The sequence below is a fragment of the Miniimonas sp. S16 genome, from assembly GCF_057748195.1.
Map to the genome: position 1 here is coordinate 2033114 of NZ_CM173242.1, position 16503 is coordinate 2049616.

General features: G+C 75.6%; 11 protein-coding genes. 3 read left to right on the forward strand and 8 right to left on the reverse strand.

Going from position 1 to position 16503, the window contains the following annotated elements; all coding sequences use genetic code 11:
* Positions 1-15: 15 nt before the first annotated feature.
* The 7 genes from AC3AQ1_RS08905 to AC3AQ1_RS08935 all read right to left on the reverse strand — a co-directional run bounded on the left by AC3AQ1_RS08905 (position 16) and on the right by AC3AQ1_RS08935 (position 10706).
* Complete coding sequence (locus AC3AQ1_RS08905) at positions 16-1062, reverse strand: D-alanine--D-alanine ligase family protein (protein ID WP_108718687.1); 1047 nt, start codon at positions 1060-1062, stop codon at positions 16-18.
* Positions 1062-2414 carry an aminotransferase-like domain-containing protein gene (locus AC3AQ1_RS08910; protein ID WP_108718688.1) on the reverse strand — a complete coding sequence of 451 codons (1353 nt, stop codon included), beginning with the start codon at positions 2412-2414 and terminating at the stop codon, positions 1062-1064. Before AC3AQ1_RS08910 ends, AC3AQ1_RS08905 begins: the two co-directional genes overlap by 1 nt.
* A gap of 10 nt (positions 2415-2424) precedes the next feature.
* Complete coding sequence (gene trxA, locus AC3AQ1_RS08915) at positions 2425-2736, reverse strand: thioredoxin (RefSeq protein ID WP_234417437.1); 312 nt, start codon at positions 2734-2736, stop codon at positions 2425-2427.
* Between the two features lie 120 nt (positions 2737-2856).
* The gene (gene trxB, locus AC3AQ1_RS08920; RefSeq protein WP_108718690.1) at positions 2857-3900 is read right to left on the reverse strand and encodes a thioredoxin-disulfide reductase; all 1044 of its coding nucleotides are present in this window, start codon (positions 3898-3900) and stop codon (positions 2857-2859) included.
* Between the two features lie 124 nt (positions 3901-4024).
* A complete protein-coding gene (locus AC3AQ1_RS08925; protein ID WP_304595654.1) occupies positions 4025-8143 on the reverse strand; it encodes a lipid II flippase MurJ in 4119 nt (1372 codons plus the stop codon).
* Positions 8140-10275 (reverse strand): DUF6049 family protein, encoded by a 2136-nt coding sequence (locus AC3AQ1_RS08930; protein WP_108718691.1) that lies wholly within the window; start codon positions 10273-10275, stop codon positions 8140-8142. The genes AC3AQ1_RS08925 and AC3AQ1_RS08930 overlap by 4 nt, the downstream gene beginning before the upstream one ends.
* The gene (locus AC3AQ1_RS08935) at positions 10272-10706 is read right to left on the reverse strand and encodes an NUDIX hydrolase (RefSeq protein WP_370445270.1); all 435 of its coding nucleotides are present in this window, start codon (positions 10704-10706) and stop codon (positions 10272-10274) included. The genes AC3AQ1_RS08930 and AC3AQ1_RS08935 overlap by 4 nt, the downstream gene beginning before the upstream one ends.
* A 254-nt stretch (positions 10707-10960) precedes the next feature.
* Between AC3AQ1_RS08935 and AC3AQ1_RS08940 the strand changes: the two genes are divergently transcribed.
* From AC3AQ1_RS08940 to AC3AQ1_RS08950, 3 genes are read left to right on the forward strand one after another with little or no spacing between them, the layout of a single operon-like run.
* Entirely contained in the window at positions 10961-12433 is a 1473-nt protein-coding gene (locus tag AC3AQ1_RS08940; RefSeq protein ID WP_108718692.1) for a CCA tRNA nucleotidyltransferase, read from the forward strand.
* Positions 12430-13860 (forward strand): MFS transporter, encoded by a 1431-nt coding sequence (locus AC3AQ1_RS08945; protein WP_159096464.1) that lies wholly within the window; start codon positions 12430-12432, stop codon positions 13858-13860. The genes AC3AQ1_RS08940 and AC3AQ1_RS08945 overlap by 4 nt, the downstream gene beginning before the upstream one ends.
* A 10-nt stretch (positions 13861-13870) precedes the next feature.
* Entirely contained in the window at positions 13871-15346 is a 1476-nt protein-coding gene (locus AC3AQ1_RS08950; protein ID WP_108718694.1) for a GNAT family N-acetyltransferase, read from the forward strand.
* Positions 15347-15556: 210 nt separating this feature from the next.
* Here the strand turns inward: AC3AQ1_RS08950 and AC3AQ1_RS08955 are convergent, their stop codons facing one another.
* Positions 15557-16417, reverse strand: a complete 861-nt coding sequence (locus tag AC3AQ1_RS08955) for an amylo-alpha-1,6-glucosidase (RefSeq protein WP_370445271.1) — start codon at positions 16415-16417, stop codon at positions 15557-15559.
* Positions 16418-16503 lie beyond the last annotated feature (86 nt).

Below are 16503 nucleotides of genomic sequence, written 5' to 3' on the forward strand. Positions count from 1 at the left end.
CACCAGGACGCGGAGTCAGCCGCGCAGTGCGTGCTCGACGATCGCGCGGTACAGGTCCGGCAGGGCGTAACCGGCGGCCTCGGCCGCCAGCGGCAGCAGGGACGTCTCCGTCATGCCCGGCGCGCTGTTCACCTCGAGGAACCAGGGCACGCCGTCGTCGTCGACGATGAGGTCGGTCCGGGACAGGCCGCGCAGGCCGAGCACCCGGTGCGCGGTGACGGCGGCGTCCTGCGCCGCGCGCGCGTGCTCCGCGGGCACCCGAGCCGGCACGTAGAACTCGGTGCGGCCGGCGTTGTACCGCGCGTCGAAGTCGTAGATGCCGTCCTCGACGACGATCTCGACGGGCGGGAGCGCGACGGGACCCTCGCCGAGGTCCACCACGGACACCGCCAGCTCGGTCCCGACGGCGGCGCGCTCGATGAGCGCGACCTCGCCGTAGGAGAAGCACGTGACCATGGCCTGGGGCAGCGCGTCGACGTCGGTCACCACGCTCACCCCGAGCGCCGAACCGCCCTTGGCCGGCTTGACCACGAGCGGCAGCCCGAGGCGGTCGACGACGCGGTCCAGCACGGCGCGGGCGCCCACCTCCCGGAACACCGAGGCGGGCAGCGTGGCGCTCTCCGGCGTCGCGACGCCCGCGCGGGCGAGGATGGTCTTCGAGACCGGCTTGCTCCAGGCGATGCGCGAGCCCGCGGAACCGGTGCCGACGGCGGGCACGCCGACGAGCTCCAGGAGGTCGCGGATCGAGCCGTCCTCGCCGGTCGAGCCGTGCAGGAGCGGCCACACCACGTCGGGGCGCAGGCGATCGAGCGTGGGCAGCAGGTCGGAGTCGACGTCGGTCACGGTCGCGGACACGCCCGCGTCCTCGAGTGCGTCGGCGACCCGGCGACCCGAGCGCAGCGAGACGTCCCGCTCGTGGGACAGGCCGCCCGCGAGGACGAGCACCTCGAGCGGGCGGGAGCGAGCCTCCGTCCGAGAGGCCGCCGCGGCTGCAGGCGAGCTCGGTGGTACCGCCGCCTCGGCAGGGTCCACCGCGACGACGTCGGGATCCACGAGCGCCATCACAGCGTCCCGGTGGCAGGTGACTCGACGCCGTGGGGGCGCGAGGCGGCTGTGCCGAACATGCGCACGAGGTCGGCCTCGGCGTTCACGACGCCGGCCAGCCGCCGCACGCCCTCGACGATCCGCTCCGGCGTGGGGTAGCAGTAGGACAGTCGCAGGTGCGTGCTGCCCTGCCCGTCGGCGTAGAACGCGGTGCCCGGCACGTACGCGACGAGCGAGGTGACGGCGCGCGGCAGCATCTCGCGCGAGTCGAGGCCGTCCGGAAGGCGCAGCCACACGTAGAAGCCGCCCTCCGGCGTCGTCCACGAGCAGGTCGGGAGGTGCTCGGCGAGCGCGCCGACCATGGCGTCGCGGCGCTCGGCGTACATGAGGCGGTACTCCTTGACCTGCGCACGCCAGTCGAACTGCGTGAGGTAGGCCGAGACCGTGAGCTGGGCGGCGACCGACGGGCACAGGATGGCCGACTCGCTCGCGAGCACGAGCTTCTCGCGTACGGCGTGCGGCGCGAGCGCCCAGCCGAGGCGGTACCCGGGCGCGAACGTCTTGGAGAACGAGCCGAGGTAGACGACGTCGTCGGGCGCGAACGAGGCGAGCGCCGGGAGCGGGTCGCCGTCGAAGCCGAGCAGGCCGTAGGGGTTGTCCTCGAGGATGAGCACGCCGTGCCGGCGCGCCACCTCGACCACCCGCGGGCGCCGCTCGAGCGAGAGCGTGACCCCGCCCGGGTTGTGGAAGTTCGGCACGGTGTAAAGCAGCTTGGCGCGCCGGCCCTGAGCGGCGAGCCGGGTGAGCAGCTCGTCGAGGGCCTCCGGCACGAGCCCGTCGGCGTCCATCGGTGTGTGCACCACGTCGGCCTCGTAGGCGCGGAAGACCCCCAGCGCGCCGACGTAGCTCGGCGCCTCGGCCACCACGACGTCGCCCGGATCGAGGAAGATCCGCGCCACGAGGTCGAGCGCCTGCTGCGAGCCGGTGGTCACCACGACGTCGTCCGGGTGCGCGTTGATCTGCTCCAGCGCCATGACCTCGGTGATCTGGGTCCGCAGCTCCGGCTCGCCCTGGCCGGAGCCGTACTGCAGCGCGCGCGTGCCGCGCGTGCGCAGGAGGTCGGCGACGGTGTCCGCGAAGCGGCCCATCGGCAGGTCGGCGATGTTCGGCATCCCGCCCGCGAGCGAGACCACCTCGGGCCGGTTCGCGACGGCGAACAGCGCCCTGATCTCGGACGCGCGCATCCCGTGGGTGCGGGCGGAGTACGACCCGTACCAGGGGTCCAGCCGCGTCCCGGTGGACGCGGCAGGCACGACGGTTCCGGTGGGACCGCTCGGACCGGTGGACCCGGTCGGCTGGTGCGACGTCATCGACTTCCCCTCACGCCGCCGCGATGCCGGCGAGCGTCTCGCGGATCGCGGCCTTGGAGCGCGAGCCGAGCAGCGTGGCCACGACCTCACCGCGGCGCACCACGAGCAGCGTCGGGATCGAGGAGATCCGGTACCGGTGGGCGACCTCGGGGCTCTCCTCGGTGTCCACCTTCACGACCTTGACGCTCCCGGACAGCTCGCGTGCGAGCTCCTCGACGACGGGCTGCAGCTGCCGGCACGGGCCGGCCCAGGCCGCCCAGAACTCGACGAGGACCACGCCGTCGTGAGCCAGGACCTCCTCCGCGAAGGTCGCGTCGGTCACGTCGCTGATGATGCTCACATCACTCTCCGCACGTCGGGAACGAGGCCGCGCCCTGGGCCGAGGCGCGCCGGTGCGGACCGGCGGGGCGCGCGGGGACCGCGACGGCGGTCCCTCGGTGGGTCAGCGTACGCCCGCGAGCGTCCCGTCCTGGTCTCCGAAGGGCCCGGGTGCGCCGTCGACGGCGAGCAGCGGGTCCTCTGCGGGGTCCTGACCGGCGTCGAGCGCGGCCAGGTAGCGCTCCGCGTCCAGCGCGGCCGAGCAGCCCGTGCCCGCGGCCGTGATGGCCTGCCGGTAGAGGTGGTCGACGGCGTCGCCCGCCGCGAACACGCCCGGCAGGCTGGTCTCGGTGGTGGGGTGCGCGACGCGGATGTAGCCGGCCTCGTCGAGGTCGACCTGGCCCGCGACGAGTTCCGTGCGGGGCAGGTGCCCGATCGCGACGAAGACTCCGGTCGCGTCGAGCTCGCGCTCCTCGCCCGTGCGCACGTCGCGCAGCGTGACCGAGGTGACCTTGTCCGCGCCCTGGATCGAAGCGATCTCGCTGTACCAGGCGAAGGAGATCTTCGGGTCGGCCTGCGCCCGCTCGGCCATGATCTTGGACGCGCGCAGCTCGCCGCGGCGGTGCACGACGGTGACCTTGCTCGCGAACCGGGTGAGGAAGGTCGCCTCCTCCATCGCGGAGTCACCGCCGCCGACGACGACGATGTGCTGCTCGCGGAAGAAGAACCCGTCGCAGGTCGCGCACCAGGAGACGCCGCGGCCGGACAGCCGCTTCTCGTCCGGCAGCCCCAGCTCGCGGTAGGCCGAGCCGGTGGCGAGGATGACGGTGCGGGCGCGCTCGACGTCGCCGTCGGCCGTGGTGATGACCTTGACGTCGCCCGCGAGCTCGACGGACGCGACGTCCTCGTAGCGGATGTCCGCGCCGAACCGCTCGGCCTGCGCGCTCATGTGCTCCATGAGGTCGGGACCCATGACGCCCTCGGGGAAGCCCGGGAAGTTCTCCACCTCGGTGGTGTTCATGAGCGCCCCACCGGCCGTCACGCTGCCCGCGAAGACGATCGGCTGCAGGCTCGCTCGCGCGGCGTACACGGCGGCCGTGTAGCCGGCGGGGCCGGAGCCGATGATGACGACGTCGCGCACGGGGGTCTCGACGGGGGTGTCGGTCATGGTGGGGCTGTCTCCTCGGGTCGCCGGCCGGAACGGGCCGGGCATGCACGAGAACCGATTCTAGGTCGCGCGCATTCCCGAGCGGCGCGGCCGGCGGCCGTCGGGCCGGCCTCGCGCGTGGCGGTCAGAACGAGGTGAGCCAGGCCGGCAGGTCGGCGGGGCCGGGCTCGTGCCCGGGGGTGAGCTCGCTCGCGGCGTGCGTCGTGGTGCCGGCAGCGGCGTCGGAGGCGGCCTCGAGCACGCCGGCCGAGAACGGGTCCGATCCGGGGCCGGCCTCGGCCGTCGGGCTGGGGCTGGGCGCCGGGGTGGGAGTCTCGTCCGACACGCCGCTCCGCGCGGCGTCGACGAGCGAGCCGATGGCCGCGAAGAACACCCACACCACGCCCGCCAGGACGAGCAGCAGCACGAACGGCGTGGCGTTGATGGTGCCCCACGTGCCGCGGCGGCGGACGGGCACCTGGTAGGCGGCCGCGTCCCGCTCGGCGCGGTCGTCGGCCGGCCGCGCGGGCGGCACCGGGGCCTCGGGCACAGGCGTGGGCGTGGGAGCAGGCGCTGCGCCGGCGCCCTCGGACGCGCCCGGAGCGACGGCAGGCATCGCCCGGGTGGGCGCCACGGGCTCGCCCGGGAGGACGGTGGTCGCCGACCCGGTCGGGACCCACTCGGGCGCCGGGTCGGGGGCAGCCGCGGGCGGAGCGGCCGCGAGCGCGGCGGCGGCAGCCTCGTCCCGCTCGGCCTGCTCGTGCGCTGCCTGCTCGGCGGCGATCCGCTCCTGCTCGTCACGCTCGGCGCGCTCGGCCGCTGCCACGCGGTCGCGTTCGGCCTGCTCCGCGGCGGCCTTCTCACGCTCGGCCCGCTCGAGCTCCCGGCGCTCGGCCGCGTCCGCACGCTGCTCGCCCCAGACCTCACGGCGACCCTGGAACCACGCGAGCGCGGCGGCGACCGCCGCGCCGCTGCCGTGCCGTGCCGTGGCGACGCCGTCGAGAGCGGCCGGCTCGCCCGGCGCCTCGTTGTCGACCCACTGCCCGATCGCCTCGTCGAACGCAGCCGGCGGCTTCGCGATGCCCTCGCCCGGGTGCACCGTCCACGCCGAGGAGTCGGCGACGGGTGCCGGCGGGGTCACGGGCGCGGCCGTGGCGCCGGAGGCTGCCGGGGAGGGGTCGCCCGGGGCGGACGCGTCCGTGCCGGCCGCGCCCTCGGCACCGGTCCCGCCCTCGCGGGCGGGCCGTTCGGCGGCGGGCACGGCGGCGTCCAGGCGACGCAGCCAGCCGGCGACGGCGGCGCCCACCCCCGCGAGCCCGGCACCAGCCGCCGCGACGGTGGACGGCGCCGTGGTCGGGTCGTCGGTGGCACCCGCGGTCTGCTCGGTCGGGGTCGCAGCGCCAGCAGCACCAGCGGCCCCCGCAGCGTCCGATCCGGCGAGCACCGCGCCGAGGGTCGGGGGAGCGGACAGGTCGTTCATGGCCGGCTGCCACGCGTCGCCGAAGCTCGCGGTCTCGTCCACGAGCGCGCCGTCGACCGCCGCGAGCTCGCGCAGCTCCTCGTCGCCGTCGCTCGCCGTCGAGACCGCGGCATCGCCGGGCTCTCCCGCGGCGCCGGCGACACCTACGAGATCCTCGGCATCCTCGTCGCCCGAAGCGCCGATGCCCCCCGCGGTCACGTCGGCCACGGCGACCTCGTCGCCCTCGAGGGACGCCAGCTCGGCGAGGTCGGCGTCGTGCTCGGGCTCCACGACGGACCCGACCACCGCCCCGGCGAGCGGCGTGCCGACGGCGAGGTCCGCCGTCGGGCGCCCTGACGAGGGTTCGGCGGGGCGACCGGGAGCGGGGGTCGCACCGGCCGGATCGGGGGCGCCGCTCCCGGCGGCGGGCGCGGCGAGCGCACCGAGCTCGGCGAGCGGCGGCACGGCGGCCCACGGCGCGAGCGCGACGACGACGTTCGACGCGGTGTGCAGCTCGCCGTCGGCCACGGGCGCCGCGTCCGCGCCGGTCATGGTCGCGTAGAGGTCGGCCACGGCGCGCGCGTCGGCGCGGGCCGCCTCGGTGGAGCTGGGGGCGAGCCCGCCCGCGGGCCCGACGAGGCCGAGGCCGGCGACCCGGACGCCACCGGTGCTCGTGAACCCGACGAGCTCGGGCACGAGACCGAGGTGGTGGACGCCGCGGCGACGCCCCGTCTCCAGGGCGCTGGCGACCTCGCCCGCGATCGACCGGGCGACGTCGGGCGGCAGGTGACCTCCGCCGTCGAGCACCTGCGCGAGCGTGCGCGCAGCGAACGGCTCGAGGACGACGTACCCGGTGCCCTCGTGCTCGCCGACGCGCAGCACCTTCGGCAGGCGCGGGTCGGACAGCAGCGAGGCGCGGCGCGCACCGTCGAGCACCGCGTTCGCGCGCTCGGGGGCCACGGACAGGACGTCGATGCGGCGCTCGAGGATGGTGTCGCGACCCTGCCAGGCGGCGATCCCGGGGATCGCGGAGTCGACCTGCTGGTCCACGCGGTAACGGTCGGCGAGCAGCAGGCCCACGGCCACCGCGTCGTACCCCAGCTGGGTCACCGCACCCCGTTCGGTCGTCCCCGCGCGAGACGTTCGCGCCGAGACCATGGTACGCAGCCGGTCGGTCAGGGGACCGACGCGCGCCAGCAGGCGCGCCGCCCGGTCCATGAGCCCGCTGACCTCCGAGATCCGCAGCGCGCGGCCGGTTGCGAGGTACGCGGCGCCCATCACGAGCGCGAGGAGCATCAGCCGGACCGCCGAGACGGCGAGGGAGCCACCCGTCCACACGATGCCGAGCAGCACGCCGACCACCACGGGCGGCACGACGGCGAGCACGAGCCGCAGGTGCGTGCGGAAGACGCGCGCGCCGTCGATGCTCGGCAGGTGCCGGCGCAGCCCGAGGTAGCCGATCACGGACCCGAGCACGTACGACGCGGCGATCGCCAGGGCGGCGCCGACCACCCAGGTCGACGGTGAGAGCAGGAGCATCCCGGCGAACGACCCGCCGGCGACGACGACGGCCATGACGACCTGGATCCAGAACAGCGACCGGGCGTCCTCGTAGGCGTAGTAGACGCGCTGCACCGCGCTCCACAGCCCGAGGGCGGGGATCCCGACGGCGAGCCCGACGATCACGTGGGAGAGCTGGCTCACCCGGTCGGCCTCCTGGCTGCCGAGCGTGATGAGGGTGGCCAGGTCGTGCGCGCCGAGGATCACGACGGCGGTCGCGATGACCGTGAAGACGCTCACCGTGCGCATCGTGAAGGAGAGGTCGCTGCGCACCCCGAACCGGTCGCGCGCCGCGGCCTTCTCCGACAGCCGCGTGAACATCGCGGTGACGAGCGAGACCACGACGAGCGACTGCGGCAGCATGAACACGGTGAACGCGAGCTGGTAGGTCGCGTTGTCCGCGTAGATCGAGCCCGCGGCGTCGCCGCGCGCACCGGCCGCGGCGGCGACGTTCGAGACGGCGAGGAACCCCACCTGCCCGACGGCGAGCGCGGCGAACGTCCAGCCGCCCATCCGCGTCGCGCCACCCAGGCCGGCCAGGCCCCACCGGGGCCGGTAGCGGAACCCGGCCCGCCAGAGCGGTACGACCAGCACGATCGCCTGCAGCGCGACGCCGAGCGTCGCCGTCGCGCCGAGCAGCACGATGCGGTCGGCGCCGAACTGCGCGGCCGTGAGCTGGTTCGTCGGCATCGCGCCGAACTGGCGCAGGTAGACCACGAGGCCGACGATCGCGACGACGTTGTTGACGACGGGCGCCCACATGTAGGGCCCGAAAACGCTGCGCGCGTTGAGCACCTGGCCCAGCAGCGTGTACAGGCCGTAGAAGAAGACCTGCGGCACGCACCAGTAGGCGAACGCGTACGCGACGGGCAGCCAGTCGGCGCTCATCTGGTTCGCGTACAGGCGCACGAGCAGTCCCGCGCCCAGCGTGAGGACCACGGTGACCACGAACAGCCCGGCCGTCGCCACCGTGAGGAGGCGGTCGGTGTACTCGCGTCCGCCGTCGGGCAGCCGCGCCGCACGCACCAGCTGTGGGACCAGCACGGCGTTGATGACGCCGCCCGCGAGCAGCATGTAGATCGTGTTGGGGAGCGTGTTCGCGACGGCGAACGACGCCGCCGCACCGCCGGCGGACGACAGCGCGACGGCGATGAGGCCGCCGCGCACGAAGCCGAGGACGCGCGAGACGAGGGTCCCGGAGAACATCGTCGCGGTCGCGCTGGCGATGCCGCGCGAGCGGGTCATCGGGGCACCCCGTCGGCCCGACGGCGACCGCGCCGGATCGTGCGGATGAGCCCGAGCACGAGGAGCACGGCGAGCGCGGCGGCGGCGATGCCGAGTCCCACCGACTCCCACTCGGCCCGGACACGCACCGTGAACCGGCTGGTCTGCGCCATGGGCGCGCCGTCGGGGCTGGTCACGGTGACGGTGAGCGTGGTCTGCCCGTTCGCGACCGCGGTCACCGGCACCCGGACGGTCTCGGACTGGCCGGGGGCGAGTGTGACGTCGGGGGTGTCCTCGACCCGCAGGATCGCCTGGCCGGGACGGACGTGCACGTGCACGGTCACCGTCTCCTCGAGGGTGTTGGTGAGGCTGAGCGGGATCACGCCCTCCTCCGCGAGCATGCTCACGAGGCTCTGCGGCACGGCGACCGCGACGCCGGTCGACGCCGTCGCGAGCGCGTCGCTCACGCGCTGCAATGCGAGGTCGCCGGTCTGCCCGCCGAGCCGCCAGGCGGCGGACGGCGCGACGGCGAGGGTGTCGGTCACGCCGGTGCCGAGCGCCGCGAGCTGCTCCGGATCGGTGAAGGCCGAGGACAGCCGCTGTGCCTCCTCGGCCAGCACCACCGTGTCGTCGACCACGCCCTGCAGGTCGGGTGTCAGCGCGGAGGCGGCTGTGAGGTCGGTCGCCGGCGTGGTGGCCGCGGCGGGGCGGGCCAGCAGCGTCGGGACGTCGGTCAGGCTCACCCACGGCGCCGAGGCGAGCGCCGCGAGCGTGTCCTCGAGCGCACGCGCGTCCTGAGGCGTCAGGGCTGCGGCCGCGGTCCGGTCCACCAGCGCGAGCACCTCCGTCGGCGCCTGGGTCTCCTGGACCACCACCGCGGTGGTCGCGACGGCGAGCTGGCGCTGGGCGAGCGCGGCCGTGACACCCGCGTGCGGCACGGTTCCGGTCCCCGCGAGCGTGTCGGACAGGCCGGCGTCGGCGACGAGGGCGGGGAGGGTGTCGGTCGAGCCGGCCGTGCTGGTCGAGCCGGCCGTGCTGGTCGAGTCGCCCGCGAGGGTGAGGTCGACGCGCGCGTCGGCGGTGCCGAGCGGGGCCGCCGGGAGGGCGTCGTCGGCGAGCACGAGGCCGTCGTAGCCGTCGTCGACGAGCGCCTGCACGAGGTCGGCGGTCACGCCGGGCGACGCGGGCCACGCGACGCTCGAGCTCGGCGTCCACCGGGTCCCGGCAAAGCTCGCGGCGGCGCGCTCGCGCGCCCGCGCGAGCAGCTCGTCGCCTGCCGGGCCGGCGACCGGCAGCACCGCCTCGTCGGCGTCCGCCCACGGGAGGGTGAGGAGCGGGGCGGTCGCGGGGAGCACGCCGTCGGAGTCGGGCAGGACGACCGGGTCGACGGCGAGCGTCGCGCCGGACTCGGCGACGTCGAGCAGCGCCTGGGTGCGCGCGGTCGACACGAACGCCGGGCTCCCGCCGGCCTCGAGGGTGTTGGTCCACTCGGTCGCGCTGGGCGTGACGGGCAGCAGGACGCCGACGTCGAGCGCGGCCTCGACGCCCTCCTCGGGGTAGAACACGCCGACGGTCCGCACGACGGCCTGCACGTCGCCGCTGGTGAGCGTGATCTCGAGGCCACGCGCGCCCCAGTTGTCGAACCGGATGGGGAAGCCGAGGTCGGTGACCGGGACGTCGAGCACGATCGCCGCCGTCGCGCCGGCCTCCACGCGCAGCGACTCCTGCCGGGTCAGCTCGAGCCGCGCCGTGGGTGCGGAGTCCTCGGCGAACCAGCGCTCGAGCGCGGTCCGGGTGCGCGGCACGACCTGCTGCACGCCGATGGTGAGCACGGGGTCGACGAAGGCCTGGTCGGTCGCGTTGGTGATCGTCCCGGTCAGGCGCAGCGTGTCGGAGGGTCGCGCGACCGAGGGGGCGAGGTCGGAGAGGGTGAGGCGGACGGCGGGTGAGTCGTCGGGCTGGGTCGCTGTGGCGGACGCGGTGGCGCTCGGGGTGGCGCTCGGGGTGGCGCTCGTGGGGCTCGCCGTCGGGCCGGCGGACGGCGCAGCCGTCGCCGCGAGCGCGGCGCCGGGCGTGAGCGCGGCGACCGGCGCGAGCACCGCGAGGCCCAGCAGCGCGCGGGCGAGGCGGGCCGCAGCGCGACCCCGGGTCACGACGGGCCGACGAGCACGTCCCGCGCCATCGCCACGACACGACGCTCGTTGGGGTAGGCGAGGCGGCTGGGCAGCACGTCGAGCTCGACCCACGCGACCTGCTCGGCCTCGTGGTCGGGGTCGTTCTCGATGCTGAGGTCGCCGCCGAGCGCGGCGAGGAGGTAGTGGTGCACGACCTTGTGGACGCGACGCTCGTGGCCGGCGAACCAGTAGTCGATGGTCGCGAGGTGGCGCACGACCTGGCTCGTGATGCCGGTCTCCTCGGCGACCTCGCGCACGGCCGCCTGCTCGGCGGTCTCGCCGAGCTCGAGGTGGCCCTTGGGCAGGCACCACTCGAGCCGGCCCGCGCGGTTGCGGCGCGCGATCACGGCGCAGTACGCGACGCCGTCGACCACGTCGACGACGATGCCGCCGGCGGAGGTCTCGTCCACGACGGGCGGCGACGGGCGGATCCCGCGCGAGGCTGGGGAGACGTGACCCGAGTGGTGCGGGGCGTGGCCCGAGGGCTGGACCGGCGGCCCCGGCTGATGGCCCGACGGCGGGCCTGGAGTGCGCCCCGGCTGCTGCCCACCCGGTGGCGCCGACGGTGCCGGTGGCGGCGCAGGCCGACCCGGGACGCGTCGAGCCGGCGACGGGGTGGACATGCCCCCCACCATAGGCGAGCAGGCGTGGGAACCTGGGACCCATGCCCCCGCAGTCACCCACCTCCCCCGCACCCGGTCCGGCCGAGCTCATGCGCACGGCCCTCGGCGTGCTCGGCGCGATGGCGCAGGACGTCGAGCCGCTCGGGTCGATGTTCGCCGACGCCGGGCACGAGCTCGCGGTGGTCGGCGGGCCCGTGCGGGACGCCTTCCTCGGGCGCACGAGCCAGGACCTCGACCTCACCACCTCGGCGCGGCCGGAGGAGACCGAGGCGATCCTCGCCCGCTGGGGCACCACGTGGGACATGGGCCGGGAGTTCGGCACGATCGGCGCCCGGCGCGGCGACGTCGTCGTCGAGGTCACCACCTACCGCACCGAGTCCTACGACCCCTCGTCCCGCAAGCCCGTCGTGGCGTACGGGGACTCGCTTGAGGGCGACCTCTCGCGGCGCGACTTCCGGATCAACGCGATGGCCGTGCGCCTGCCCGACCTCACGTTCGTCGACCCGTTCGGTGGCCTGTCCGACCTCGCCGCCGGCGTGCTGCGCACGCCCGCGTCACCCGAGCAGTCCTTCGACGACGACCCGCTGCGGATGATGCGGGCCTGCCGGTTCGCCGCACAGCTCGGCGTCGACGTGGCGCCGGAGGTGATGGCCGCGATGTCCGCGCTCGCGCCGCGCCTGGCGATCGTCTCGGCCGAGCGCGTGCAGGCCGAGCTCGTCAAGATGCTGATGGCACCCGCGCCGCGGCGCGGGCTGGAGCTGTTCGTGGAGACCGGGCTCGCCGACGTCGTGCTGCCCGAGCTGCCCGCGATGCGCCTGGAGATCGACGAGCACCACCGCCACAAGGACGTGTACGCGCACTCCCTCACGGTGCTCGACCAGGCGATCGACCTGGAGACGAGCGCGGCCGGACCCGTGCCGGGCCCGGACCTCGTCCTCCGGCTCGCCGCGCTGCTCCACGACGTCGGCAAGCCCGCGACCCGCCGCAACGAACCGGGCGGACGCGTCTCGTTCCACCACCACGAGCTCGTCGGCGCGAAGCTCGCCCGCAAGCGCCTCAAGGCGCTCGCGTTCGACAAGGCCACGACGGCGGACGTCACCGACCTCATCGCCCTCCACCTGCGCTTCCACGGCTACGGCGAGGGCGCGTGGACGGACTCGGCCGTGCGGCGCTACGTGACCGACGCGGGCCCGCTGCTCGAGCGACTGCACCGGCTCACCCGCGCGGACTGCACGACGCGCAACCGCCGCAAGGCCGAGCGCCTCGCGCACGCCTACGACGACCTCGAGAAGCGGATCGCCGAGCTCGCCGAGGCGGAGTCGCTCGCCTCGTTGCGTCCGGCGCTCGACGGCGTGGCGATCATGCGGATCCTCGACCTGCCGCCGGGGCCGACGGTCGGCGAGGCGTACCGCTTCCTCATGGAGCTGCGCCTGGACGAGGGGGAGCTGAACGAGGCCGACGCCGAGGAGCGGCTGCGCGCGTGGTGGGCCGCGCGCGAGATGCCCCGGCCGTGAGCCCGGCCGATCCCGGGGGTGTCGGCGTCCGGCGCCCCGAGGCCCGGCGCCCCGACCTCGTCCGCGCGGGCACGGCGCTCCTGCCGTTCGCCCTCGTCTGCCTGCAGCTGCAGATCCCGACCGTCGCGCTCGGGCCGGTGATCCGCACGATCCAGGCCGACGTCGGCCTGGACAGCGCCGCCGCGGGCGCCCTCACGAGCATCCCGGTGTTCTGCTTCGCGCTGCTGACCCCGTTCGCCGCGCGGATCGTGGGCTGGGCGGGCGTCAACCGGTCGCTCGTCGGCGCCTCGCTGCTCATCGGCACGGGCGTCCTCGCGCGCTCGACCGGCTCGGTCGCCGCCCTCTTCGCCGGCTCGGTGCTGCTGGGCGGCGCGATCGCCGTCGCGAACATCGCGATCCCCACGCTGGTCACGCGGCGCTACCGGCACCGCGCGCTGCTCATGAACGGGGTGCAGACCTCGGCCACGAACGTGGGCTCGGCGCTCGCGGCCGCGGTGTCCGCGCCCGTCGTCGCGCTGCTCGGCTGGCAGGTCGGCCTGGCCGTCTGGTCGGCCACCTCCTTCCTCGCCGCGCTCGTGTGGTGGTGGGCCAACCGCGACGCGATGGCTCGCCGTCGTCCGCTCGCCCCGGCCGACCTCGTGGGCGTGCCCGAGGTCGGGGCGACCGGCGAGGTCGCCGCCGGCGTCGTCGTGGCCGGGCCCCACGCGCCCGACGGGGAGCCGACCTCGGGAGGGTCGCTCGCCGTCGCGCATCAAGCCTCGGGCGGTGGCGGGCGTCTGGCGGCGCGCCCTGTGCCTCGCGCTGTCTCCGGGCTGCGCGTGCCGATCGCGTGGGTGCTCGGGTTCACGTTCGCGATGCACGGGCTGTGCTACTTCGCGGTGTCCTCGTGGCTGCCGACGCTGCTGCAGGAGCGGTCGGGGCTGACGGCGGGCGCCGCGGGGGCGTGCGTGTCCGTGTTCATGGCGCTGGGGATCGTGGGGCCGCTCGCGCTGCCGCTCCTGCTGCGGCTGCCCGGGACGCGGCTGTGGATGCTCATGACGCTCACGACTCTCGGCTGGCTCGCGTGCGTGCTGCTGCTCGCGTTCGCGCCGACGGCGTGGCTCGCCGCGGTGCTCGTCGGCGGCATGGCGCAGGGTGCCTGCTTCACGGTGATCGTGACGTTCGGCGTGCACGTGGCCGCGGACGAGACGCAGTCGCGCGGCATCCAGGCAGTGCTGCAGACGGTCGGGTTCGCGGGCGCCGCCGTCGGACCGGTGCTCATCGGTGCGGTCCGGGACGCGAGCGGCGGCTGGTCGGCGCCGCTGGCGATCATGGTCGGCGTGGGGTGCGCGCTCGTGGCGCTCGGCGGGGTGTCGAGCCGGCTGCTCGTCGCGCACGACGCGGGGGCGGGCGATATCGCCTCGTCCTCGGAGCCCGCGCGTCGGTAGCGTGCCTCGGGTGAGTGAGCAGACGAGCAAGCCGACCGATCCCGCGACCGCCTCAGCCGCCGACGCGACCGACTCGACCGACGAGAAGAGGAAGGACGCGACACCCGAGGTCGAGCTCCTCGATCTGCCCGACCGCTCCCACCTGCCGGTGGCCGCCGACGTCCCGCTGGATGCGACGTCGACGCGGGCGCTCGCGGCCGCGGGCCTTCAGTACCGCGTCGTGCCCGACGACGCCGAGGCCTTCGCCCAGTTCTGCCACGCCATGGAGCGCGGCTTCCTCGGCGAGCGGGAGAGCGCCGAGTCGCGCGAGGCCTGGCGGACCGGCGAGACGACGACGCGCCCGATCGGCGTCTACGACCCCGCCGGCGCGCACCCGGAGACGCCCGTCGCGACGGTGGTGTGCTGGACGACCGACCTCACGGTCGACCTCGACTCCGTGCTGCCGATGTGGGCGATCAGCGGCGTCACGGTGTCCTCGACGCACCGCCGGCGCGGCGTGGCGCGCGCCCTGCTCGAGGGCGAGCTGCGCGCGGCCGCGTCGGCCGGGGTGCCCGTCGCCGGGCTGACGGTGTCCGAGGCGACCATCTACGGCCGCTACGGGTTCGGACCCGCGGCCGGCGAGGGCGTGCACGAGATCCAGACGCGTCGCGCGGGGTGGGTCGGCCCGAACCCCGTGGCGCAGGGCCGCGGCCGCCTCGACCAGGTCGAGCGCGAGGACGCGATGCGGGACATCGCCACGCTGCACGGTGAGCTCGTCGGGAGCCAGCCGGGCGACGTCGCGGGCTGGCCCACGCTCTGGCGCCAGGCCGCCGGGCTGCACCCCGACCAGCACCGCAAGGAGCTGCGCGCGGTCCGCTACACCGACGCGGCCGGGCGTCTCGCCGGGCTCGTGACCTACGCGATCAAGGGCAACGAGACCGACTACACGGCGAGCGAGCTGTCCGTGCGCCACCTGGCCGCGACCACGCCCGACGCGTACGCGGCGCTGTGGCACTACGTCCTCACGCACGACCTGATCGGCACCGTCAAGGCGTGGGCGCCGCTCGAGTCGCCGCTGCGATGGCTCGTGCGCGACGTCCGGGCGATCCGGGTGCGCGACAGCGACGACCACTGGCTCCGGCTGCTCGACGTGCGGCGCTGCCTCGAGGCGCGGCGCTACCGCACGGCGCTCGACGTCGAGCTCGAGGTCTCCGACCCGGTCGGGATCGCGGGCGGGCGCTATCGCCTGGTGGCCGACGCGAACGGTGCGGCGACGGTCGAGCGGGTGGGCTCGCCGTCGGGCGAGTCGGACGCCGCTCCGGACGCGGAGGTGCCCGACGGCGTGGCGCGCCTCGGCGTCGCCGACCTTGCCAGCCTGTGGCTGGGGTCGGCGCGGTGGAGCACGCTGCGCGCGGCCGGCCGGGTCGCGGCGAGCGAGCCGACGGCGCAGGCGCTGGACCTGGCGTTCACGCCGTCGCGCCCGGCGCACCTGACGTTCGGGTACTGACGGGGCGGGGCGGGAGCCCCCGATCCAGACCCGGCGCGCGTGCGTGCGTGGGTGCGGTGCCAGCGATCCGTCGGGGGGTTGCGGGCGGTGCCAGCGATCTGTCCCGGTTCGCGGGTCGAACCCGGTACAGATCGCTGGCTTCGCGTTCTGACCCGGCACCGATCGCCGGGCTCTCGTGTCAGACAGCCCGGCGCCTCGGGCCACCCGAGCTCAGGCGCGCCCGACGGCGGAGCGAGCGCCGTCGCCGTCGCCGTCGCCGTCGGCCGGCGTCACCGTCGGCGTCCCGCCCACGGGCGCGCTCACGTGCCACACCCGCCCGCCGGCGACGACACCCTCGACGTCGACCCGGCCGACCGGTGCCGCCCCCGACCCGAGCGCACGCGGCGGCCCGCCCCGCTCGACGCCGGGCGCGAGCCCGAGGCAGGCCTGCAGGATTGCGACAGCCGACGCCGCCGACCACGCCTGCGGGTGGCAGGCGGCGGGGTAGGGCACCACGCCCGGCGTCGACTCCGGTGGCGCGCCGCCGTACAGCTCGGGCAGCTGGTAGCGCACGCTCTCGGCGGCGGCGAGCACGCCGCGCACGAGCACGGCCGCCTGCTCGTCGAGCCCGGCGCGGGCGAGCCCCGAGATCGCGATCGCGGTGTCGTGCGCCCAGACCGAGCCACGGTGGTAGCCCAGCGGCCAGTAGCCGGCCATCCGGTCCGACAGCGTGCGCAGGCCGTACCCCGAGGACAGCTCGGGGGAGACCAGGCGGTCGGCGACGACGCGCTCCTCCTCGGGCGTGAGAATCCCCGTGCCGACGACGTGCCCCATGTTCGAGGCGACGGAGTCGATGAGCGCGCCGCTGCGGTCCAGCGCGATGCCAAGGTAGGGGCCGTCGTCGTCGGCGGTCCAGAACCGGGCCCGGAAGCGGTCGGCGAGGCCGGCCGCCCAGGCGCGCCACGCCGTCGCGCCTGGTCGCTCGAACGCGTCGAGCAGCGCGGCGCCGCCGACGGCGGCCTCGTACGCGTAGGCCTGCACCTCGCTCAGGGCGATCGGACCCTCGGCCAGGCGCCCGTCGCGCCACTGCACGGAGTCGCCCGAGTCCTTCCAGCCCTGGTTGCTGAGCCCGCTGCCGGTGGCGTCGACGTAGTCGAGGAAGCCGTCGCCGTCGGCGT

What these genes read in the sequence shown, in the direction of transcription:
- AC3AQ1_RS08905 (WP_108718687.1), bottom strand. Translation starts at nt 1,062, where the DNA reads ATGGCGCTCGTGGATCCCGACGTCGTCGCGGTGGACCCTGCCGAGGCG.
- AC3AQ1_RS08910 (WP_108718688.1), bottom strand. Translation starts at nt 2,414, where the DNA reads ATGACGTCGCACCAGCCGACCGGGTCCACCGGTCCGAGCGGTCCCACC.
- trxB (WP_108718690.1), bottom strand. Translation starts at nt 3,900, where the DNA reads ATGACCGACACCCCCGTCGAGACCCCCGTGCGCGACGTCGTCATCATC.
- AC3AQ1_RS08925 (WP_304595654.1), bottom strand. Translation starts at nt 8,143, where the DNA reads ATGACCCGCTCGCGCGGCATCGCCAGCGCGACCGCGACGATGTTCTCC.
- AC3AQ1_RS08940 (WP_108718692.1), top strand. Translation starts at nt 10,961, where the DNA reads ATGCCCCCGCAGTCACCCACCTCCCCCGCACCCGGTCCGGCCGAGCTC.